Source organism: Schaalia sp. Marseille-Q2122 (genome assembly GCF_903645355.1).
GTDB lineage: Bacteria > Actinomycetota > Actinomycetes > Actinomycetales > Actinomycetaceae > Pauljensenia.
This window is the reverse complement of record NZ_CAHJXR010000004.1, coordinates 130,421-153,178: the sequence shown is the minus strand read 5'-3', so window position 1 is coordinate 153,178 and position 22,758 is coordinate 130,421. Positions and strand designations below refer to the sequence as shown.

Sequence of the window (22,758 nt, the reverse complement as noted above, 5' to 3'; positions counted from 1 at the left end):
CACAGATACCCCCGCACCCTGCGAGCTCATTTGATCATGTCTGGAGAAACTGTCAACACCGGATCGCCATTCCTGACAAGAAGATCAAAAGGACCCTTGTCGTATCCAGGTGCCGCAGTCGGGGTGCTAAACCTCATCGTGATATCAGTGATCACGTAGTCCGATCCATTCCACGTGACCTTGCCACTCACCCAGTATTCTGTGATCTTCAGGAGGCCATCCTCATATGCATCCAAAGGTAGATCCCTCAGTTGCCAGGTGGAGTCGTCAATCCACTGGAACTCTGCCTCACCCTTATCAAGAAGGTAATGTCCTCGCTTCTCGCCGTACCTGTGGAACTTCGACGGGTCGTATGTGTTGCCATCTTCAGCGAAGACATCACTAGCAGATGAGTTAGATGCCGCAACCACCAGAGCCTTGCGAGCATCATCCTTCGGGAAGACTGCTTCAAGACGTTCTTCAGGAGTTGGTTCTCTCATAGGCTCTTCTACGGCGGATTGACCCTGCACATCAGCATCTTGTTCAGCTGCCTCCGCTGCCGACTGAGAATTTTGATCTGATGTGACTTGAGTCGGCTTGATGCCTTCTTGAGAAGCCTTGTCTTTTCCAGCACCACCGATTCCCGCCAGCACAATGAGAATAATGACCCAAACCCACCAAACTTTGTACCAGGGCTTCTTATTCGCCTTCACCTGTGAAACAGACACAGAATCTCCTCCTTAACGAAAGCTACTTCTTGCATCCACATAACCTTAATATGAAAGCACTTCCTTCTTTCCACAGGTTCATCGCACGGCAAGATTTTCCGAGCGCTGATGCCATAAGCCCAAGCTTTCGCGTCCCACTCACACCCCAAGCGCCGACAGCGGCAGCACTGTCACCCCATCTGGCCTGCGGTAGGCATAGCCTTCGGGCACGATGACCACTAACGCCGCAGGCTCGCCCGCCCTTGAAGTGTCCACTGCCTGGGCGAAACGCAGGAGGCTCTCAGCACCCGCATCAATCCATGCCGCGCCAAGTTTGACCTCGAAAGCTGCCCACGTGCCGTCGCGCAGCTCAACGATTGCATCGACCTCACGGCCGTCTCGCGTGCGCGCGTGGGAGACTCGACCGCCCAAAGGCTCGGCCAGTACTCGCAAATCCCTAATAACCAGGTTTTCGAAGAGGAACCCCATATACTCCAGGTCCCTGAGGATTGTCTCCGGGCCAGCTCCAAGGGCCGCGACCGCTAAAGACGGGTCGACAAACATCCGCTTGGGCGCTTTTGTGAGCGCGTCACGGGAACGCAGATGGGTATTCCAGGCGGGTAGGTCCTCAAGGATCTTCAGGCGCGTCAACTCGTCCAGGTAGATATCAGCCGTCCCACGATCAAGAGGGTTGCCGTCGCCACCGGCTTCGTTGGCGAGTTTCGAAACCGAGACCTGGTTGCCCACACTTCGCGCCAGCGCGGAAAGCAAACGCCGCAGCTTCACGGGATCACGACGCCGTTCAGTCACGCGGGGAAGATCGACCTCGACAATCTGATCGAGGTAGCCCTGATTGACGAGGACGGATGCCGCATCATCAAGACCCAACAGCCCCGGCCACCCACCGACTGCCAGCGCGCGCGCGAGCTCCGGGACAGAGAGCTCAGCGCCCTTCCCTGCAACTTCTTCTCCAGCCATGAGGGCAGTAAAGGATACTTGTGCCGAGGACATCCCCAGCTCATAAATGGACAGCGGACGCATCTGCAATCGAACGAAGCGCCCTGCGCCTGAGTGTCGGCGCGCATCATCGTCGGGCGTGGAACTACCCGTGAGAATGAACTGACCTTTAGCAGGAGAACGCTGGTCAACCTGATGACGCACCTCGTTCCATAACTGAGGGGCGAGCTGCCACTCGTCGAGTAGTAACGGTGCTTCTCCCTGCAGCAAGGCGCCAGGCGCAACCTGAGCCATCTGTCGAGCATTGGGGTCTCTATCCAGACTGATGACTGTTGCGGCTTTTTGGAGGGCGGTCTCAGTCTTTCCGCAGGCCTTGGGTCCTTCAATGACGACGGCGCCAACAGCTGCGAGCAGCATGTCTAGCTCCTGGTCGACAACGCGCTTTCGGTAGCCCTTTTCCTGCGTATTCATAGGACCACACTACCCCATCCCGCAACTTTCGGCGATTCTATCCCGCAGTTTTCGGACCTTTCATCCCGCAACTCTCGGCATTTTCATCCCGCAACTTTCCGGAGCGCCTAGCCTGCCCGTCCACTCACCCTCGCTTTTCCACACCGCGTTGCACTTTCCCCACCGCATAACCCCCAAAAACTACAACGCCCCTCCCATTACCGGCAGGGGGCAGGCAAGGGGGTTCCACATAGAGAGGGCCTCCAGCCCAAACACAGAACAACCCACCGGACGACCACGCCCGGCCATGCCTGCCTACACCGCCGCCCACGGCCTCGCCCTCGCCCTCGCTTTTCCACACCGCGTTGCACTTTCCCCACCGCATAACCCCCAAAAACTACAACGCCCCTCCCATTACCGGCAAGGGGCCGACAAGGGGGTCCAGATAGAGAGGGCAGCCCGCCAGCCCAAACACAGTAAAACCCGCCGGGAGGTGTCCTTCCGGCGGGTTGGAGTGGCTCAGCAGAGCGATGGAGCCAAGGATGGTGGAGCTAAGGGGATTCGAACCCCTGACCTTCTCATTGCGAACGAGACGCGCTACCAACTGCGCCATAGCCCCAAGGTGTACTCCCATTTTAGCACCGCCAACTCCCCTGCTTTACACACTCCCCACCAGGAAGCATCCAACACAGAGTTTCCAGCAGAGAACCCGCCGCCTCACAGCGCGCGGCGCGACTCCAAAATCGCATCGAGGTCGAAGGAAACGGGCTGAGCAGCCGCAACTTCTTCAGTGGAGCGCAGGGGCGCGGCAGTTTCTGACATGCCGGAGGGACGCATGGGCACGCTGGCTGCGACCTTGGGAATACCGCGCAGGTCGGTATCAGGGTGGACGAGGCGACCGCCTACACGGGCGCGCTGGGCGTACATCGGTGCGGGGATTGGGGTGGGCACCCAGGCTGCCTGGGCGCGCGTGGTACCGGAGGCCTCAGCAGGCTCAATACCGTCAGCAGGCTCAACACCGTCAACAGCTTCAGCGCCTTCAACAACCCCACTGGAGGCCGCAGGCACCTCAGCTTCGCCAGCAACACGATCTGCCTCGGCCTTTGCGACAGGCTCATCCTCAGATGACGCAAAGACGTCGGCCTCATTCTGAGTTTCGGCCACGCCTTCGCCAGCCAAATCTGCGCTGGCCTCACCAGCCCCGACCACGTCGTCGCTTTCCACGCGACGATCGACCGTATCGGCCTCGCCCATCGGGACAAGACCCATGAGTTCTTCCAGGCGGGCTTGCTCAGCGCGACTGACTTCTTCAAATCGGATGGCTGCCCGGCGTGATACCACCAGGGACACAACCAAAGCCCCAAAGGGCACCAGCACCCACACCCATGAAACGGCGGTGGAGGCGGCGGCAGCGACACCCACTACAGCAGTCAGGGTGGCGAAGAATCCCGAGAGCACCATGCGACGTTTACCTGCGGCGACCTCGGTGGAGCGGCGAGCAGCGCGACGGGCGCGCAGTTGGGCGATCTCACGGAGGCGTTGTTTTTCGGCGCGCGAAGTAACGGTGGGGCGGCGAGCGGAGCCCTGCTGCGAGACCATGTGCCCTCCTTCGATCTGTCGAACCTGTGTACTTGTGGAAATGAGGCGCTGGGTTGCGGCCTCTCCCGTACGTTCAGAGGCACTACCAGTATCGCTGAGCATCCTCATTCGCGGTGAGAAACGGTCAATTTCACGCGATTGCGTGATCGCCGTCCGACGTGCAACGACGTAGGGCACGATGGTGAGAACGACAAGAGCTGCCGCCAACAATACGATGCCACCGATTTCCACATAATCAACGCTAGAAGGCCCCGCCAAAATACAGCCGTAGTCTAGCGGGCGTGTTGGACATTCGTGCGACTTTCGACGACGTTTTTCACTCAATGAGCAATTGCGCCAAGCCCCCTTCCGGCAAACTCTCAGCATCTATTCCGAAACACACATGGTCGGCCCACTCGCCATTGATATGCAGGTAACGCGGTTTGAAGCCTTCCTCTCGCAAACCTAGCTTCCGACACAACGCCAGCGAGGCCACATTTTCTGGCCGCACGCTGATTTCTACACGATGCAGCCCAAGTTCCCCGATCACCAGGTCAATTGTCGAGGCTACCGCGAAGGCCCCCAAGCCGCGGCGCGCATGCCGGGCCGCCACCCAGTAGCCGATGGAGGCACACAGCGCCGCCCCTCGATGAACCTGCGAGACGGCCACAACGCCGGCGACCTCCCCGTCAATCTCCATGAGCATGCTCAGGGCCGTTCCCTCTCGGTGGGATCGTTCCAAGGAGCGCCGGTATTCAGAGACGGTCTGCACATATTCGGTGGAGGTGGGCGGCAGGGTTGGCTCCCAGGGTCGGAGCCAATCGCGGTCTGCCTCGCGGGCGGCGGCCACCCGTTCATGGTCGAGGAAACCGAGCGGCCGAAGCACCAACAAAGCAGGATCCTCACGCCCAGGGATGGAGCGCAAAATGCCTGCCTCAACAGGCTCCTCGAAACGCAGGGTCAGCTCGTCGGGGTGACGCCCCCACACGGGAGATGCGGGCAAGATGGCGCGGAGGAACTCATGCGCACCATCTCGCCAACCTCCTACAGACGCCATTACTCAAGCACCATGCATTGCAAGATGTCGCCCGCACGCACATTCGTCACGTCTTCGGGGACAACAGCCAGGGCGTTCGAATCTGACAGCGCTGATAGCAGTAACGAGGCCGGTGCACCCATGACCTTTGCCTGGTAACCCGAGCGGGGGTCGCCGCTGAGTCGTACGCGCACGAACTCGCGGCGGCCTCGTGGGGAGTACCAGGAGCGGTCCACAGCGGCCTTTACTGAGGGGCGGTTGACGGAGGTCCATCCCTGCATGTGACGCAGGGCAGGACGAACGTAGACCTCGAAGCAAACCTGAGCCGAGACTGGATCACCAGGCAGGCAGAAGATCGGAATACCTGGGTTGTTGTCGTCCCCGCCTACGGTGCCCACACCCATAATGTGTCCTGGCCATGCTGCCACGTTGTCGAAGCGCACGGTTCCCAGGGCTCCGAGGACTTCACGGACGGTGTCACCCGAGCCGTAGGAGATGCCGCCGGTGGTGAGGATGAGGTCGGCTCGGACAAGCTGATCCTCGATCGTTTCAGACAGGGCGAAGCGCTCGTCGGGTACGGCTGCCACGCGGAAGGTCTGCGCACCGGCGTCTGCAATAGCCGAAGATAGTGCATGTCCATTGGCGTCAAAAACGGTACCGGGTCGCGCCTGGCGGCCAGGTTCGACGAGTTCGTCGCCAATCGATAAGATCACGACGCGGGGGCGCGGATGGACGAGGACGCGTGAACGCCCTACGCCTGCCAGCAGGGCAATTTGGCGGGCGCCAAGGCGGGTGCCTCTGCGCAGGACAACGGAGCCTTCCTTAACGTCTTCGGCCTTGCGGCGAATATTTTCCCCCACTGCAGGCTGGGTGCGGGCGGCTACCTTGGCGACGCCGTGGTCAGTGAACTCGAGGGCGATGACGGCGTCTGCGCCGGAGGGCATGGGCGCGCCAGAGGCAATGCGGATGGCCATACCGGCAAGGAGGGCCGAGGGGTTGACGTCGCCCGCACGCACTTCTTCAGTGACCGGCAGCGTCACCGGAGCATCCGGTGTGGCTCCCGCGAGGTCTTGGGCGCGCACGGCGTAGCCGTCGCATGCGGCAAGGTCGGCCACGGGCAGGTTGAAGGGGGCTTCGACGTCCTCGGCAAGCACGCAGGTGACGGCGTCGGCGAGCTGGACGTCCAGAGGTGGTTGTTGGCCGACGGCGGCGAGGCAATCCTGATAGAACTCGGCGACCGACCGCATCAGCTTTCCACCGCCTGCGCCTGTGCGGTGGCACTTTGAGTGCGCACACTATCTGCGTGGGGAGGGAGGTGCGTGCCGACGGAGAGGCTTGGGGTGGGCAGGCTTTCCGTGGTGAGAGCCGCGTGTGGGAGGTCGTGTGCTCGTTCTACCATAGTCCCAGCGTAGCCCAGTCTGCGGGCGGCGCGGGAGGTGACAGGCACAGTGGAAGTGACGAAGGCAGAGCTGCGTTCGCGTATGCGTGCGGGTCGGCGTGAGCGTCGGCGTGAGACTGAGTACCCAGCAGCTGAGTACCCGCCAACTGAGCGCCTGGCGGGTGGCCACGGCCTTGAGGCAGAGCGGGATGCTTTGCGCGTGAGTTGGGAGAATGCCTGCCTGTTCTTTGGGATCAGCCCTTATGCCCCCTCTACTTTGCCCGCACTCTTCATGCCCCTGCCTACCGAGCCTGCGGTCAGCGCGATTGTGGAGCGTTCCCCGCGTTGTCTGCTTCCGATTGTGTTTGACGAGGCTGGCGCCGCCCTTCCGTGGCCGCAGTGGGGGCTGCATGTGGGTGGCGAGGATGACCTGTGGGTGGGGGATGCGCGCTGGCCCGCCCAGCCACGTTTGCCGGTTGAGCCTGCCCTGTGGGATGAGGTGAGTATCGTTTTGGTGCCGGCTTTGGCTGTTGATCGGGGTGGTGCTCGGGTCGGTCAGGGGGGTGGCTGGTATGACCGCGCATTGTCGGTTTTGCCAGAGGGGGTGCCGGTGGTGGCCAGCGTCTTTGATGATGAGGTGGTGGAGGCGGGGTTGATTCCGGTGGAGCCTCATGATCGTTTCATTGATGGGATTATTTGTCTCTCGGGTTTTATTCCGTGCGATTCCTAAAAGCTCCGCCACCCAACTCTCCAGAAATAATCAGCATATTTCCAGCCGTTTCTGAGACAGATTTCCGGAACGACCGACACTTTTGTCCAGCACTAAATAAGACATGCAAAAAGCGGGGTGGCCTCGAATTTTTCGAGGTCACCCCGCGCGCGATGAAATCGGTTAATTCATGGACCGATTCTCAGTAATGCAACTCAGCTCACTTCGAGGCGAGCAGGTCACGAATCTCGACCAGGAGCTTGGTCTCATCAGAGACTGCGGGCTCTTCAGCGGCGGCAGCAGCTTCATCTTCCTTGAGCTTGGCCTGGCGCATCTCAGCCATCTTGTTCATGGGAACGACGACGGTGAAGTAGATTGCGGCTGCGACCAGCAGGAACTGGACGATTGCAGACAGGAGCTTACCGGGCTCAACCACTGCTTCAGGGGAGAAGGCGTAAGCACCGAGGGAGTCGAAGTTGGGGGTGCCGATGATGCCGGCGATGAGGGGGTTGATGACATTCTCAACCAGGGCGGTGACGATCTTGCCGAAGGCAGCACCGATGACAACACCGACGGCAAGGTCGATGACGTTACCGCGCGAAATGAAGTCCTTGAATCCTTGAAGCATGTTTTTCCTCTACTACTCACTGAGGCAACTAATGACATTAAAATCTTCGCGCACTCACATAAAATCGCAAGCCGAAGAGCAATTTGCGAGGAATAGACCACACCCACATATCCAGCATTCGAGACATTCTTCCATACGCCGATAAAAGATGCTGCCCTCAGTTATGGCTGAACACCCTTCCAAGCGCCCCCGTCCCCAAGCCGCTCAACCCCAAGCCCCACAGCCCCTAGAGCCGCGGCTGAGCATGCGGCGGCACATTCTCCAAAAGCCGCGCATCATTGGAATCCCCTCGCGCCAAGGCCTCGCCCGATCACGATCACTCACCCGCTCCTCCCACGAAGGCGGCAAACCTGATCGATCAAGCGCTGGTCAACTTCACTCACCACAACCACCCGCCGACGAGGGCGACGCCCTCGTGACGGCACACTCCCGCCCGCCCCCCGCACCTCTGCCTCGTACTCAGCCACGACAGCACTCAGGACTCAGCGGAGGGCTCAGGCGCACCGCCCTCGACAACCTCAAGGGCAACGGGTTCCGTGCGCCGAATGACATTGGCCAAAACAGCGTCAGTCTGCGCGCCTCGGCGCACAATGCCAAGCGCCGCGCGCAACTCCTCGACCATCTCCTCCAGCGAACGCTCCACGCCATCAGAACGAATCCACGCGGCGACCTCGTCAAGCTGATCGTCCCCATAGGCCGACAGTGGCAGGCCACGCGCAATCGCCGGACGACGCCCGCGCCCCGCACCCGTCTGCTGGCCAGCACCGCTGCGCTGAGCGAAGGTCACACCGGCCTCCTCCTGGGCGGACTGCAACTCAGCAGCAGCCTGCTCGGTGCCAATAATGTGCACCATGCCGGTCATCAACTCGTCGTGTCGTGCACGCGCCTCATTCGTTGACAGCAGAGCGGCTTCTTCCTCAGGATCTAGCTGAGCGGGCTCAATCTCAACGCGCGGCATATCAACCATCACAGGCTGCGCTGGGCCGTTGATCTCATCGACAGCGTCCAACACGAGCTGCACAATCGCCTCAGCAACCTTCGTCGGGTCGATAAACACTGCCATGGACAGTGCCGTGTAAACCTTCCACCCCTGCTCTTCAAGCATTGCTGGCCAGATACGGTCACGCACTCGCAGGGATGGTTCAGCAACATAAGTGGCATCATCTGTAAGAACAGCAACCAAAAGGCGACCTGGCACTTCAGGGTGGCCAATCGCCAGAGGAATACGCATCCCGCCAGCGATACCAATATTGGGGACAACCTCAAGACCCATGCCATAAAGGCGATCTGCAAGGTCAATGAGCAGTCGATCCGGCTCAGACTCCAGGATCGGCCAACTATTGGGAGCGATCTCCTGCTGCCCGCCAGCAATCTGTAGTAAATCAACCAGCATCTGCGCACCCTGAGCTGAAAGCCGGTCGCGGTCAATTTCATCGTGGCGAATGCAGGATACGACCGTCATATCCCCGCGCACGGTGCGCAAAATATCGGCCATGAGGGCTTTGCCCTCTGGTGTGGAAAAGACACCAAAATCGTGGAGGACTCTGCCGTGTGGGGTCTTTGCAAAACCAACGGCAATGATAATGCGATCACGGCTGAGTCCCGACACTTGCGTGGGGTCAACAACGACGAAGGGTTCAGTAGCGTCAGAGACAAAGAAGGACGCCAAGCCTGGTTGGTTCGCAAGATGACGCTTCACATCGTCACGGATCCGCTCTGCGTGACGCTCATTCAAGGCGATCACAGCGAGAGAACGCTCGGGGGTTTCCACCGCATGAGCGATAATGAGCTCCACTACCGCGGCAACTTCAGCAGCGGTTGATTCGACGGAATGTGCCCCCGGTGCGGGCATACCCGTGCCTTCACACCAGACAGCGTTCACAGGGACTTCCATGAACGACCAGGGCACAGGGATGCCAGTGTGTTCAATCCCGTGGTGGCTCAGCAGACGCGCGGCCTGGTCATTCAAGCGGGTGGGCTGAATCTCTTGGGTCATCGTCGGCATAATCTCCGCAAGACGCTCCACCGGGCCGCCCTCGCGGGCAGCAGAAACGTCAGCGACGACCACCACTTGGCGCGCGCGGGCAATAATCGGGATGAGTTCAGACAGGGGCAGGCCATCAATGTCGTCCAGAACGACGAGGTCCACGCGGTGACCGATCGGCACAATCCAGGGCACCAGTGTTGGCAGGGTTAAGACAACCGGCAGCAGATGCCCAATCAAGGGGTGCAGGGCGTAAAGTTCAAGCGCGTTGACGCTTCCTGGGGATTGCTGGGCTGCACTCAGCGCGGCCTGCAGATCGGTGTGCTGGTCAGGCCGCGTAGCCAGGGCGTGCTGGCGCAAACGATGCAGATTATCCAAAGCCTGCGGAGCAAGGGATTCCACCTGTTCAACATCAAGGGCGCGCCCCTGGGCAAGTAATTCACCCAGATGCGCTGGCTCAAGGCCGCCCAATCCCTGTTCAGAGGCGAGCATGATCCCCAGGATGGATGCCCACCACGCCAGGTCAAGCTCAGCATCAATCATTTCGGGCTCAACATGGCGTGAGCGCAGGTCAGCGACGAGATCCTCCAGGCCAAGACGGTTGAGTTCCTTAAGAACCGCAACCCGCTTGGGCAATTCAGCTGCCCCCTCCGGGTCAGCGGCCAGACGGTCACACAATCGCGCCAAGGTCGGCAGGCCCATGCCCACCAGATCCGGGTGGCCGGTTGCCAGGGTCGGTGCGATCCACTCCAGGTCGGCGCGCACTGCGGCGGTCAGGGCGATAGCCTCGTCCAATCGCGAGGGCAGCGTCGGCCAGCCGTCAGCGTCACAGTGGCGGCGCCACACCTCGCGCTTTTCCTGCACGAGGACGAGCTCACGATGCAGGTCATCCACGTGACGGCCCGGCAAGAGCATGTCCTTTGCCTGCTTGACCAGGCGCACACGCTGAGAGCGCTTCATGGTGATGCCATGATCCTTACGCCACTGCTTCGGTGCGGTGGCGATGACCATGTCAGCAGCGGAGCGTTCAAAAATGGCCGGACGGAACACATCCAAAGCGGCGCGCACGCCCGCCAGCATCTCCAGCTGGCTTTCCCAGTGCTTGAGGCTCTGCGGAGGCGTAATGCCCGTTTCAGCAACGACGGCATCCATGCGTGCCTGCAGGTCGGGCAGGGACTCTTGAGAGAGGCGGAGGATCCGTTCAAGGATCTCTGGGACCTGCTCGGCGGAGTTAATGACCGCACCGTTCCACGCCTCGTGGCTGGTGGTGCGTGAAAAGACGCCGAGCTGCGCGGCACGATGAAGCAGGGTGCGCGCCTGATCACCCTGGTCGCGCGCGATATTGAGCAGCACCTCTTCCCGAAGGCGTACCTTCGTCCGCGGAGCCGGGCGCGCACTCGTAATATCGGTCAGCACCTGCAGGGCGTCCGACGCACTCACCCCAAACTGGCGGAAGGGCGTGTGCAGGGCGGTGGTGTAGTTCGTCAGCGTCTGGCGTGTACCGCGCAGCTTCGTGCGCATCGCATCCAGAGCTTCAGGTGATTGCAGCGGCGTCGTCTCAGCCAGGGCAGTGGTGAGTCGCTCGCACAATTGCGCGCCAGACTCAGCGGTGGCATCAACCCGCAGGGTCATCTCCTCCACGCCGAGCTCCCGCAGGCGAGCCTCAAGACGGGCGGTGCGCGCCTGAGCCCCACCAATGTGCAAGGTTGAGCGGCCGCGCATTCCCGCTTCAGCGACGACGGCGGCAATGATGCCCGCATCATCAGAACCATGGGGGACATCCACCAGCAGTGAACGCCCCTGCGCCAGAGCATCGAGCACATCCTGCTGGCGGGGGGTCAGGTCCCCGACGCCGCGTTCCTTCCATGGGTCGCGGTCGGCGGGATTGGGGTCTGGCAGGTCAGAACGGAGTTTGTCGACGATTCCTTGATCGCCCGCGAGCGCGCGCACAATCGGTGAGGAGGCGAGGGCGCCGTCCGCTTCGAGTTCACGCAGGAGGGGGCCTGCGGGGTGTTCAAAGATGCCGACAACCAGGTCATCGCGCAGGTCAAAGCCCAGTAGCGCGCCGCCAATGGCGCGAATGTGGGCGAGGGCTCGGCTGGGGGCAAAACCGTGGACGGTGCGCGCCTCATTCATGAGGCTCTCAATATCGATGGTGACGCCCTTGGCGCTGAAGGCGCGTGCGAGGGCGGGGGCGACCTGGGCTCCGGAGGTGAGGGTGACGAGGATGTCGCCCTCGTGTTCTTCGAGGAATACCGGGCGCAGCAGTGCGGGGGAGGTCAGGCGCGCTTCATTGTGGGTCCACGAGGCGCTGCCGATGGCCAGGTGGACGGTGCCGATGCCGTGGCGGTTGGCGAGTTCGGCGGAGCGGGCGAGGATATCGCGGCATCGTTCGAGGCCGCGCGCGTAGGCACTCGGTTCGCGCAGCAGGTTGGACAGTCGGGTGGTGTGCTCGGCATAGAGTTGGGCGAGGCCGCCGGGGTGGGCTTGGGCGAGGCTCAGGCGCGGCGCGTTGTCGGAACGTTCGAGGGCGGTGACGGCGGAGAGTTCGTCCCGCCAGGTTTCAAGTGCGGCGTCGAAGGCGTTCGCACTGGTGAGCACGTTCAGCACGGACTGGTCGCCAGCGCGCAGGGGGTCACTTCCGCTGGAGTGCGTCAGGGTGGAGGCCAAAGCGGGCGACGCTGAAGGAGCCTGGGGCTCGGAGGCGTGTGAGGGTGCCACGTGAGGGCCTCCGTCACCGTGGGGCGAGCCGGAGGAGTCCTGGGAAGAACCTGCGCGGGAGAAGAAAGATGGTGCCACGAGGCCAACGCTACCGGCAGCTAGGCTCAGTCTCTATGTGGAGCGCCGAGGAGGCTTCATTTCCCAGCTGATTTCACAGCCAATCTCCAGTCTGTTTCCCTGGCTCACCGTGAGTTCCACCTCGCATGAGACGCACCCCCGGGGGTGGCTCCGCACGACTCCCCTTCAAGCGTGAAACAATGACCCCATGACTGTGGCAGCACGCTCCCATTCGAAGGATGAACCCTCACAGGCGGTGAGTACCCGGACGCAGCGCCCCGCACAAAAAAAGGGCCGCCGAGTTCTTCGCCTGCGTAATGTCAGCCTCCACAATCAACACGAGCATCTGGTGTTGAACTCCGTATCGGCCTCCTTCACGCGCGGCACGATCTCTGCCATCCTCACCGGCTACCGGGATCTGCCCTGGCCTCCCGCACAAGAGCCCTCCCCCTTCCTGCTGGCCTGCGCCGGCCTGACCCCGCTCGATAGCGGAAGGATCTCCTGGCCTCGGCCTCGTTCTTTAGCGGCACGTTTCCGCGGCGATCTTGAACCCATCGGCTACGTGCCGCGCCGCGCTGCCCTCAACGATGAACTGACGGTTGAGCAAGAACTCATGCTTGCCCTGGCGGCGACGGGCCGTTTTGCCGACCACCAGGCCATGCTCTCCCTGTGCAGGATCCTGGTCCTCACTCCCCTACTTAACGCCCAGGTTGCCCTCCTCACCCCCTTTGAGCGTCTACGCACCGCGATCGCGCGCGCACTCATCACTGGCAGCCCCGTGCTCCTCGTGGAAGAACCCACGGAGTTCCTCAGCGTGGAAGAAAGCGAAGACCTCTTTGGTCACTTCTTTGAGCTGGCGGACATGGGGTATTCGATCATTGTTGCCACTCGTTCGCCCGATGTTGCTGCGCAAAGCGATCAGGCGCTCATCCTCATTGACGGGGAGGTCGTGGGCAATATCAGCCAGCCTGACTACCATGCGCTGAACCTGGCGTTCTCCACCGCGTTGAAGAATCCTCAATCAGGCAGCGCCATGAGCTGGGTGACTCCTCCGAGCGAGGGGATCGTCACCATTGATGACGATGAGCTCATTGACACCGACGAGGACGCCGACTCGCCCTCCATGCACCCCACGTGGGCGCCGGTGACGTCCTCGTCCCGCGAGCGCCAACTGCGTCCGATACCGCTGGCGGTCCCCCCGGTAGTGAACTCGGCGAGCTCCAATGGAGCCTCCGAATCGAATGGCGTCTCCGGCGCTGAGCGCCGTCATGGTGCTCAGCCAGCATCGTCAGCGCAGGGGCGCGCTCACGCTGAAAGTAGCGCGGCACGACCCGCTGCCACCCCAGCTACTGCGGCTGTTTCGGGCGGCTCAGCTGCCGCGGCTGCCTCGCCCAACCCGGCTGTCTCCTCCACGTCGGCTACCTCGCCCAACCCGCCTGCTGGCCCAGCGTCAGCGACGACGGCACGCGCCTCTGCCTCCCCATCTCACGAGGCCACCTCCACGCGCCTCTTCCCGCCCGTCACCGAGTCCTTCGCACGCACCAGCACAGGCATGCAGGAGCCCGCCACCTCCCAAGCCAGCGACGCTCCGCACGTTGATGCTGGAGAACTCGCCGCCACCGAAATCCTCCCAGAATCGCAAGACTTCGAGGCGCCCGAACTGCCCACCCGCGCAGACCGCGCCTTCGCCGCCCAGGCTGCGGGGCGGTCCCCTCGTGGATCACATTCCCTGATCCCGCCCCTCGTCCCCACCGCCACAGTCACCACACCAGCGGAGGAGGCTCGGGAGGCAGACCACTCGCATCCTCGCACCCTGGACGCCCAAGGACACGGCGCACCCAACCCGCCCCCCAAGCACACTGCCCCCCGCCACCGGTCACACCGGCGAGCACCACTACCCCTCAACGACCATGCTTCCGCAGATCCCGCGCCCCACCACCGGGCCTCTCTCGGAAGACTCCACCGCAGTCCTCAACCGCGCCCAGCAGATCCTCACCGAATTGCCCGGCCCCGTGCTTCCCCTCGTCAATAAGAGCACCGACCCCGACGCCACCCAAGGACCCGACGCCACCCGATAAGCCCGATCATGCAGGACCACGACTTCCCGACAGGAAGGAATCGGACTGCAACAATGCGCGAAGATTCATATTGAGCCCCGCCTGTCACGCATTTCGTGACACACTTAAGGGAGTCAACGCTTTGCTCAGCCGAGAAGGGAAGTGCCATCCATGGCCAATGACAACACTGCGGCGCCCCAACAACCCGGGGTCCCCAACGACGTGAAACCCGCAGCGCCGAATATGCCCGCCGCTGACCTTGGGACACCCGCTGCCGCGCCTTCACTGAAGAAGCCCGCCAGCATCGGAGAACTCTTCGCCACCCTGAGCACCCAGATCACCTCGCTCATCCGCGGGGAAATCGAATTGACCAAGGCCAAGGCCACCGCCTACGCCTCGCGTATGGGCATGGGCATTGGTCTGCTTGGTGCCGCCGGCTTGCTGGGCCTGTACCTGCTGGGATGGATCTTCCACACCATCGAGCTGGCACTGGCCCTCGTTCTCCCCGCGTGGGCGGCCTCGCTCATCGTCGTCGCCATTTTGCTGCTCATCATCCTCGTCCTTGCACTGCTCGGGAAGAACGCCGTGGATAAGGCTCGCCTGACCACCCCCGATCCCAAGTCTGGCCTGGAAGCCAGCGTTGAAGCTCTCAAGAAGGGACTCCGTCATGAGTGACACCACCGCTCGTAGCCCTGAGGAAATCCAGGCCGACCTGGAGGCTACCCGCTCGCAGATGACCGCCACCGTTGATGAGCTCGTCGCTCAGCTTCAACCCGCGCACCTTATCGAGGTCTCCAAGGAGTCCCTGGCCCGCAAGACCGAAGAGGTCAAGGTCCAGGTGGCCGACACCCTCAATAGCGCTCGCGCCGGCGACACGGAAGCACTGAAGAAGGTTGGCTACGCCGCCGCTGGCGTGGTGGGCGTCATCGGAGTGTTTGTCCTGCGCAAGGTTTTTCGTTCACGCTAATTGAACGCATTTCCCCTTGCTACGAGGAGACTTTCCTCGCGGCACATCAGGGACTGCGCAGTCGGAGTGCACACTTTTTCATCCATAAGCACTGTCCGAGGCGTAATTTTGCGCTGATACGCGCTATGATGTCTCTGGAAAGAATTTGACAGATCAGGGAACCGCTTCGGCGGACCCGCACGAGGTGGAGGGGGTCGACGCCAATGGGGCGCGGCCGTCAGAAGGCTAAGCAGACGAAAGTCGCACGCAAGCTGAAGTACTTCAGCCCCGATACGGATCTAGATGCACTCCAACGCGAGTTGGCCTCAGGGCATGATGAGTCCGAGGACGATCTGTACGCGAAGTACGCTGACTTCGATGACGACGACAACGAAGATGAGGACACCGAGGACGAGGACGACTACTGGTCGCCCTCCGAGCCTCGCTGAGTAACTCCTACTCACCACATCGCACTCTCACCCCCGTGTGTTCTATGGCGTCATAGAACACACGGGGTTTTGCATGCGCCGTCCAGGACTCCCCCACACAGGGCTTGTGGGCGAGCGGCGTGCGTGACCGTAGAGCACGAGCGTGAGCAGTGTGCGTAACCGTAGGGCAAGAGCGCGAGCAGGGCAAACAGTGTGAGGGCGTGCGCGGCGTGAGCAGTGTGCGTGGCCGTAGAGCACGAGCGCGAGCAGCGTGAGCAGGGCAAAGCACGGGACCTCTGCGGGCTGTTGGGGGAATGCGGAAGCCACGCGCAGCAGAAATTGCGTTGTGTGGCAGTTGTTGTCTTTTGCGATACCTGTGCGTGTCACAAAAGACAACAACTGTCACATAACTCGACCTCCCTACCGCAGGCACGGCAGCTTGACCCGGAGGTCGACAGTTTGCATCCCGGTCATCACACCCGAAGGACGTGCAGCGGCCTGCATGTGACACAAGCAAAAGCCCTCGACAGGGCGTAGCTATCAACACCGCTTCCTTGAAAGTGAGCCCCGGACGAAAACACGGGACATGGACATGGGCGCAGTAGTTCAGCACCATTAAATGCAGCTCCAGGCACCGGCCGTGGGCTACTTTTCATCCGTCAAAATGGGCTACTTTTCGACCGGCAGCGGCACCGGTATCCTCTCCACGCGCATTTACTGTGGGCACACAAAGCCGGGGGGTGTGGGGATCTGCGATCCCCACACCCCCCGGCAACATCAGGCAGCTAAAGGCCTTGTGCAACACATCAGTTTCTGGGAGAGACCTCAAAGAGGTAGATGCGCCCACACACGGACCCAGAAGTCAGACACAAACCAGAAACCCAACCACAGAGCACGCGCCCACACACGGACCCAGAAGTCAGACACAAACCAGGAACCCAACCACAGAGCACGCGCCCACACACGGACCCAGAAGTCAGACACAAACCAGGAACCCAGACAGTTGCACACTCCCAGCCTCAATGACTCAGCTGCAGCTGAACACACCCCGGCAGGATGAGTCAGCTGCAGCTGAGCGAGGCCAGATGCCTTAGTTCAGGTCCTTCCTTCTGCGCAGGATGAGCATCAGACCCCCCAGCACCACCGTTGCGACAACAAGGATGCCAAGACCCAGGGTGTGCGCGCCCGTTGAGGCAAGCACACCATTGCTCTTCTTCGACGTCTGAGCATCACTGCCCTTCACATCACCACTGTCCTTCTTCTGATCGGAACTCGGCGGCTTAGGCTTCCCGGACTGGTCAGGCTTGCCCTGGCCGTTATTGCCAGAATCAGGCTTCCCTGGAGGCGGCGTCTGAGACCCCGCATCATCACCCGCCTGAGCTGCAACGATCGTGACTGGCATTGCGGACACTTCCTTGCCTTCAATGCTGAATGCCAGCTCGGCGGCACCAGCCTCAACCTCAGCAGGAACCTTCAGGGTCAAGGTGGCCACGCCCTCGTCATTGGCGACAGCACTCACCGACACCGGCAAACCGTCCTCGTCAGACGATGCGGCACTGAAGAAGGACGCCACACTGCGGAAGACGCTCGCGCCACTCATCTTGGGACGGCGCAACTCCATGGCAACCTTCGCCTTCGGAGCAAGCTTGCTCACGGTCACAGTCAGAACACCCTTCTGGGGGATCTCCTGAGCAGCCACAACACCCGAAATCTCCGGCTTCTTCTCGGGCTCCTCGGTGCCGCCAGTGGGCGGCTGAGGAGTCGAGCCACCAGGCTCACCAGACCCACCAGGCTCACCAGACCCACCAGGCTCACCAGACCCACCAGGCTCACCAGACCCACCAGGCTCACCAGACCCACCGGGTTCACCCGGGCCACCAGGCTCACCCGGCTCATTCGGCTCATTCGGCGCAGGCGGCTCAGTTGACACCACTCGCTGCGGAACGGTGCTCGAATGCGCTGCCCGCAGGGTCAGTGACTCGGGCCCCATTGTGTCCGCCTGAGCGGCCACAGCCACCGCAATGGTGTTCTGCCCATTGAGGTTCAAGAACGCCGTCGGCACAGCGAAAGAGGTCTGCGGGCCACGGTTACCAATGTAGACACCCGTATTCCAACCATTGACGAAGATCGTCACCTGAGAATGATCCGCCAAATGCGCAAAGCGAGAGGAATTCACATCCAAACGGAAGATCGTATCCTGCGTCGCCGGAACATCCAGGTTCACCTTCGCGCGATACCAGGTCACGCCCGCAGGAGAATGCAGATCCTGCGCGGCAGTCCACGCTGAATCATCAAAAGCAGGCATGTGCCAGCCAGCCTTCTCTCCGCCCAGGCCGCCGTTGTTGTACAGCGTCCCCGAAGGATTACGCGTCAGATCAGCAGCATCAGCCGACGTCGCACCGGAAATCTTCCACGTCACACCACCTCGGGCTCGCAGATCCGCGTCAAAAAGGCCACGGTTCTGCTTAGACAAGCCATTGTCGCTCCAGTCCAGGTTCTGGCCCAGGTTATGCACCAAAACCGCAACCGTCACAGGCTCTCCAGCGCGAATAAGCCCCTCAGGGACAGTGAGCTGCACGGGACGACCCTCAGCCCGAGGAGCCCCCACATAGGTGCCATTCACCCACACCTGCATAAACGCAGGATTACGGCCCTGGCCGGGAACCCCCGAGCCACCATTACCCGTGAAACTCAGCGTCGGATTATCCGAGGCCGCGGTATAGCGAGCCCGGTACCAGACGGACCCTTCATAGAAACGATGATGGTTCGAATCAAGCACCACTCCTGCGCGCGGCCCTGGGCCCTGATGGCGAGGGTTCGCAGCCACCGTGTCGGTGATGGTCTTCCACGAGGAGTCATCAAAATCGACCGCAGCTTCAGCATGATCCTGAGCGCGAACAAATGTCAGAGGCGCGACCGTCACCTCCTGCGGCCCGGGGACCTCAGCAGTGAGCGCATCACCCTCAGTGGTCCCCAAAGCCTGACCATTCCACGTCACGGTCGAGTAGTTTGCTGGCAGGAACACCGTGATGTTCTTGGCAGCAGTCATCGACCCGGTCAGGGCTGCCGTGGCGCCCTCGTACTTCACAGTACGCGCAAGGTCAGCGCCCTCGACGGCGATCGTTGCCGGGTTACCCTCAGAGTCCTGAGAATCCAACAGCCACGTGGTCCGAGCCGCCACGCGGTCAATGACGCGCAACTTCAAAGGCGCAGGGCCGTCCTCGCCAGCGGGGGTGACGGTAATGTCGAAGGGAGTGGCCGAGTGCGTGTAGTTTAAACGCAGCTCTCCGCGTTCTGGATCCCAATGCTTCTGCGCGCCCTCAGGGACGGTCACCGTCGGCTCAGCATCGTAATGCAACACCGTTTCGCCTGCGTCTCCATCAACACCCAGCATGTACTGCATGGTGCTCTGACCCAAGCTCAACGGTGCACCAAAAAGCTGCGAGGTCGTGTAGTACAGTGCGTGGCCGTCAATATTGCGGTCAGCTGTGAGCAGCAGAGCATCACGGCCATGCAAGGTCAAGAAGCTGCCCTCCTTTTGTGGCACGCGAGCCCAGGCGATTTCACCTTCCTCAAAGCCGTTATTCTCCTTGGGCAGGGCGCTTGCGTCGGGGAAAACCCTCACGGCATCAATGGAGGTGTAGGTTCCGCTCGAACGAGGGAATGCCTGGCCATCGTTGGTGACCGTCACCGTGTGTTGAGCGGGAGTGCTGGTGTCCTCTGCCCGCCAGGAGAAGATGTCCTTTTGAGGGGTTGCACCATTCGTGGTTTCTTCACGGGTTTGACCAACGATGTCACCGTCGACGCGAACCGTTGCCGATCCGTGGTTTTCTGACCATGGGGCGACGAGGTCAAAGCCAACGCCGGTGAAGGTGAAGGAGTAGGAATCACCCTGAGTATTCGAGAAGGATTCATCCCCGTTAATGTCACCAGCAGTCCAGCGCTGCCCGCGAGCGTGGGTCCAGTTGCCGGTGTAGGTAAAGAAGCTCTCATCAGCATCATTGTGGATGACTGCCTCGGTTGCTGCCGGTGCAAAAACATCAATGGCATCGATGCTGACTGTTGTTGCCTGGTCGGTACCAACATTGCGTAGCGTCAGCGTGTGTTGGGTATTGCTGAGATTCTCTACGCGGAAGGCCTCGAATTGTTCGGGCTTGTTCTGTTCAGAGTCAACCTTTGTCGTGCTCACCGTGACGGGCTGCTCGTCGTCAATCTGTACGCTAAATGCGCCATGGTCAACGCCGGTGCCGGTAATAATGCGCAGGCCTGGGCCGGTGAAGGTGAAGGTCAGGGAATCGCCAACTGTCGTGGTCCGCTTCAAGGTGCCCTTCGCGGCGCCGCCCTCGTTGATGTCAACCCACGTCCCTGTGTAGTGGATGTCTTCGTGGCGGTCATCGTGAGAGAAGCTGGCTTCCTCAGCGGCCGCAGCCCGCCCCAGAGAGAGGGGGACAGTGAAGGTGGAGTTCGTTTGATCGTTGGAGTTGCGGTGGCGGAAGGCAAGCACCTGCACGCCGTTGCCCGTGGCAGAGTTGGCCTTATCTGTGGCCTGACGCTGGTAGGCGCTGATCTCCGCACCAGCATTCATGGTTGGGCGAGGCGCCCGCACGGGATCCATTGACGCCAGCTCGGGGACGGCCCTGGTGTAGTAGCCGATTTCCTTTTGCACCGAGGCCTTGGGGGTGAGCTGGCGGTCCTCAGTGATGCCAGCACCGTAGTCGTAGGAGGTGAAGCCTGACGAGGGCGAACCCGTCCACCCCCAGTTGGTGCCACCAAAAGCCATGTAGAAATTAAAGGCGGTCACACCGTTGCCAATATTGTTCACACCCCACTGGCGGGTGAAAGCCTCGTCAGTGTAGGTGTAGCAGTCGGAGGCGTTGTAGCGCGCTCCCCAGGGGGTGAATGCGCCGCCCTGAGATTCGGTAATGAAGTGGGGTGTTTCAGGCGCGTAGGTACGGAATTGTGTTTCGAGGTCGGGGATGGTGTTACGTCCCGCTGAGCAGTTAAAGCCCACGGGGTAGCGGTCATAGGCGTAGAAGTCCGTCCCGTAACGCTTTACGTCGTGGAAGCGACCACCCAGACCATAGTCATTGTGGAACAGCGGCACTGTGATGCCGTCATTTCGGACGAAGTCTGCCAGAGCTTTGAGGAAAGCTCCCCTGTTGGCGTCCTCGGCGATGAGTTCGTTTTCCACCTGGTAGAGGATGACGGAGCCGCCACCGTCGGTAATCAGGTGTTTCTTGACGATTTCGTTGAATGCGCGCAGCCAGTCGGTGGAGGCCTTGAGGACCTTAGGGTCGGTGCTCCGCAGGCCAGCCGAGTAGTTTGTCATATAGGCGGGAAGACCACCCATGGAGATTTCGGCATTGACGTAGGGGCCGGGGCGGGCGATGACGTAGAGGCCTTCTTGCTTGGCCAGGGTGAGCAGCAGGTCAAGGTCTTTAATGGTGCCAGGAGTGAAGTCAAAAGGTGCGCCTTCTTCGCTCTGATGCAGGCCCCAGAAGAAGTAGAGTGAGACGCCGTTATAGCCCATGGCACGCATCTTTTGGAAGAGGTCGCGCCATGAGTTCACATCAGGAGCTCGCCAATAGTGGATCTCGCCTGACCAGATATTGATGCGTTCTCCGTCAATGGTGAAGGAGTGCTTGTCGTAGCCGACGGTGTGGGGCTGTCCGTCATTTCCTGGGAAGGAAATATTCGAGGGTGGTAGTGCTGTGACCGCGGAGAGTCCTGGGATTCCAGGTGGTATATCGTCTGGGTTGGCCTGTGCGGGTGGGATAAAACCCGCGAGGGCGAGGCCGCAGACGGCAGTAGCCGCAGCAAGCCGCCGCCTATGCATAGTGCCAAGGCGCATCGGTGCGTCCTTTCACAGATGTTGATAGGTCATGAGGTAGGTGATTTCGCGCGAGGTTGCGCGTGGAGGCTCATACAGACGCGAAGGAGCCGTGTCACCTTCCACAGTAGGTGCGACCAAACAACACTGGTGGTCAGCACTGGATTGGAAGAGATTGCGGTTGGACCCCCGCGCCTCAGGATAAGCCTCTTTGCTGATGGGATAAGAGTCACCTGCCAAAAAAGGTAGCGTGAATCACCCTTTTGAAGCAACTTTGCTTCCTATGTTCACAACCGATTGGTCATTTTTCGCGTCATTGCGCCATTGATGCTACTTCGTCACTCTGAGAGGTCGCGGGTGGTGTGGGGGCTGCGAGGGGGCGTAGGCCTGACCGCCACACGTAGCTTGCAAGAAGCAGCACCCCCGCAAGGCTCCACACAATCCACCACGGGAAACGTGGGATAGACGGATCCTTCTGAGCCGCGATGATTTCATTGTCGGGTGTGGGGAATACCCGTTCACCGGTGAGCAGAATACGGTGACTATTTACGCCCAGGGGTGTGCAAGTGACGAGTGTGGCCAGATCGCGGCCTTCTTCGGCGCGGATGGCCTCAGTCTCGTGGGGTTCGACGACTTTCGTGTCAAAGACCCGGTAGGTGATGGTCTCTCCGAAGACGTCGATAGAGAAGGTGTCTCCATTTTCTACCTGGTCCAGGTTGGTGAACATCTCTGCGTTGGCTAGGCCACGGTGGCCGGTCAGGACCGTGCGGGTGCCAGCGCCTCCGACAGGCAGGGATGTGCCGCGCAGGTGTCCGATGCCGCTCAGGAGAGTGGCTTCGCTGGTGCCGTGGTAGACGGGAAGATCAAGCTCAATGGAGGGAATCCGAATGCGCGCCATGAGGCTTGTGCCGTCGACGGCGAGGAGTGTGTTGTAGTCGTAGAGCGGGTCGCTGCTATTGCCATTACCTGTGGGGACGTTCGTGTTCGCTTCGAGGATGGCTCCGGCGGTGAGTGCCTCGTTGTAGTTGCGTGCGGCTAGGAGGTGCTCTGCGCCGCTCGGCTCGGTTTGTTTGATGCGCTCGCTGTAATCGCTGACGATGAGGGATTGATTGTATTGGCTCAGCCAGGCTGCCGCCGTGGGGTAGGTGATGAAGATGAGTCCCAGGAGTGCGCACAGGGCTGTGCTCAAGGCAAGGAAGTTGGGCCGCCATACGCGTCGTGTGGTGGCGGTCCTGCGGTGAGCGACGTGGCGTCCGTGAGAGGCGAGCATAGGTGGCGTCCTTTGGAGTGACCCCGGGGAGTGTGGACAGGGC

Annotated in this window: 14 protein-coding genes and 1 tRNA gene; 5 read left to right on the top strand and 10 right to left on the bottom strand. The window is 61.2% G+C overall.

Annotated features, from left to right (window positions below):
- Positions 1-26: 26 nt before the first annotated feature.
- From HWX48_RS05060 to glp, 6 genes are all read right to left on the bottom strand, one after another.
- The gene (locus tag HWX48_RS05060; RefSeq protein WP_175955249.1) at positions 27-707 is read right to left on the bottom strand and encodes a hypothetical protein; all 681 of its coding nucleotides are present in this window, start codon (positions 705-707) and stop codon (positions 27-29) included.
- A gap of 138 nt (positions 708-845) precedes the next feature.
- On the bottom strand, positions 846-2,060 hold the full coding sequence (locus tag HWX48_RS05055) for an ATP-binding protein (RefSeq protein ID WP_217701591.1): 1,215 nt from the start codon (positions 2,058-2,060) through the stop codon (positions 846-848).
- Between the two features lie 576 nt (positions 2,061-2,636).
- Positions 2,637-2,712 (bottom strand) — tRNA-Ala (locus tag HWX48_RS05050).
- A 98-nt stretch (positions 2,713-2,810) separates the two neighbouring features.
- Positions 2,811-3,950 (bottom strand): hypothetical protein, encoded by a 1,140-nt coding sequence (locus tag HWX48_RS05045; RefSeq protein ID WP_217701590.1) that lies wholly within the window; start codon positions 3,948-3,950, stop codon positions 2,811-2,813.
- 58 nt (positions 3,951-4,008) lie between these two features.
- The gene (locus tag HWX48_RS05040; protein WP_175955243.1) at positions 4,009-4,728 is read right to left on the bottom strand and encodes a GNAT family N-acetyltransferase; all 720 of its coding nucleotides are present in this window, start codon (positions 4,726-4,728) and stop codon (positions 4,009-4,011) included.
- Positions 4,728-5,954, bottom strand: a complete 1,227-nt coding sequence (glp, locus tag HWX48_RS05035; RefSeq protein ID WP_175955241.1) for a gephyrin-like molybdotransferase Glp — start codon at positions 5,952-5,954, stop codon at positions 4,728-4,730. The genes HWX48_RS05040 and glp overlap by 1 nt, the downstream gene beginning before the upstream one ends.
- Positions 5,955-6,155: 201 nt before the next feature.
- Between glp and HWX48_RS05030 the strand changes: the two genes are divergently transcribed.
- Positions 6,156-6,815 carry a 5-formyltetrahydrofolate cyclo-ligase gene (locus HWX48_RS05030; protein ID WP_254872970.1) on the top strand — a complete coding sequence of 220 codons (660 nt, stop codon included), beginning with the start codon at positions 6,156-6,158 and terminating at the stop codon, positions 6,813-6,815.
- A gap of 199 nt (positions 6,816-7,014) precedes the next feature.
- Here the strand turns inward: HWX48_RS05030 and mscL are convergent, their stop codons facing one another.
- Positions 7,015-7,422, bottom strand: coding sequence for a large conductance mechanosensitive channel protein MscL (gene mscL, locus HWX48_RS05025; protein WP_175955239.1), 408 nt, complete (start codon positions 7,420-7,422; stop codon positions 7,015-7,017).
- Positions 7,423-7,897: 475 nt separating this feature from the next.
- The gene (locus tag HWX48_RS05020) at positions 7,898-12,127 is read right to left on the bottom strand and encodes a prevent-host-death family protein (RefSeq protein WP_254872969.1); all 4,230 of its coding nucleotides are present in this window, start codon (positions 12,125-12,127) and stop codon (positions 7,898-7,900) included.
- Positions 12,128-12,392: 265 nt separating this feature from the next.
- Between HWX48_RS05020 and HWX48_RS05015 the strand changes: the two genes are divergently transcribed.
- The 4 genes from HWX48_RS05015 to HWX48_RS05000 all read left to right on the top strand — a co-directional run bounded on the left by HWX48_RS05015 (position 12,393) and on the right by HWX48_RS05000 (position 15,636).
- Entirely contained in the window at positions 12,393-14,216 is a 1,824-nt protein-coding gene (locus HWX48_RS05015; protein WP_175955237.1) for a hypothetical protein, read from the top strand.
- Positions 14,217-14,412: 196 nt separating this feature from the next.
- Positions 14,413-14,916 carry a phage holin family protein gene (locus HWX48_RS05010; protein WP_254872968.1) on the top strand — a complete coding sequence of 168 codons (504 nt, stop codon included), beginning with the start codon at positions 14,413-14,415 and terminating at the stop codon, positions 14,914-14,916.
- Positions 14,909-15,208, top strand: coding sequence for a DUF3618 domain-containing protein (locus HWX48_RS05005; protein WP_175955235.1), 300 nt, complete (start codon positions 14,909-14,911; stop codon positions 15,206-15,208). Before HWX48_RS05010 ends, HWX48_RS05005 begins: the two co-directional genes overlap by 8 nt.
- A 203-nt stretch (positions 15,209-15,411) precedes the next feature.
- Complete coding sequence (locus HWX48_RS05000; RefSeq protein ID WP_175955232.1) at positions 15,412-15,636, top strand: DUF3073 domain-containing protein; 225 nt, start codon at positions 15,412-15,414, stop codon at positions 15,634-15,636.
- Positions 15,637-16,705: 1,069 nt separating this feature from the next.
- Here HWX48_RS05000 and HWX48_RS04995 read toward each other — a convergent pair.
- Complete coding sequence (locus tag HWX48_RS04995; RefSeq protein WP_175955230.1) at positions 16,706-21,466, bottom strand: beta-galactosidase; 4,761 nt, start codon at positions 21,464-21,466, stop codon at positions 16,706-16,708.
- Between the two features lie 292 nt (positions 21,467-21,758).
- Positions 21,759-22,715, bottom strand: a complete 957-nt coding sequence (locus tag HWX48_RS04990) for a class C sortase (RefSeq protein WP_175955228.1) — start codon at positions 22,713-22,715, stop codon at positions 21,759-21,761.
- Between the last annotated feature and the right edge of the window lie 43 nt (positions 22,716-22,758).

Excerpts from the sequence above, each read along its gene's own strand:
- mscL (WP_175955239.1), bottom strand. The coding sequence starts at position 7,422 with ATGCTTCAAGGATTCAAGGACTTCATTTCGCGCGGTAACGTCATCGAC.
- HWX48_RS05015 (WP_175955237.1), top strand. The coding sequence starts at position 12,393 with ATGACTGTGGCAGCACGCTCCCATTCGAAGGATGAACCCTCACAGGCG.
- HWX48_RS04990 (WP_175955228.1), bottom strand. The coding sequence starts at position 22,715 with ATGCTCGCCTCTCACGGACGCCACGTCGCTCACCGCAGGACCGCCACC.
- HWX48_RS05040 (WP_175955243.1), bottom strand. The coding sequence starts at position 4,728 with ATGGCGTCTGTAGGAGGTTGGCGAGATGGTGCGCATGAGTTCCTCCGC.
- HWX48_RS05005 (WP_175955235.1), top strand. The coding sequence starts at position 14,909 with ATGAGTGACACCACCGCTCGTAGCCCTGAGGAAATCCAGGCCGACCTG.
- HWX48_RS04995 (WP_175955230.1), bottom strand. The coding sequence starts at position 21,466 with ATGCGCCTTGGCACTATGCATAGGCGGCGGCTTGCTGCGGCTACTGCC.
- HWX48_RS05000 (WP_175955232.1), top strand. The coding sequence starts at position 15,412 with ATGGGGCGCGGCCGTCAGAAGGCTAAGCAGACGAAAGTCGCACGCAAG.
- glp (WP_175955241.1), bottom strand. The coding sequence starts at position 5,954 with ATGCGGTCGGTCGCCGAGTTCTATCAGGATTGCCTCGCCGCCGTCGGC.
- HWX48_RS05055 (WP_217701591.1), bottom strand. The coding sequence starts at position 2,060 with ATGCTGCTCGCAGCTGTTGGCGCCGTCGTCATTGAAGGACCCAAGGCC.
- HWX48_RS05010 (WP_254872968.1), top strand. The coding sequence starts at position 14,413 with ATGGCCAATGACAACACTGCGGCGCCCCAACAACCCGGGGTCCCCAAC.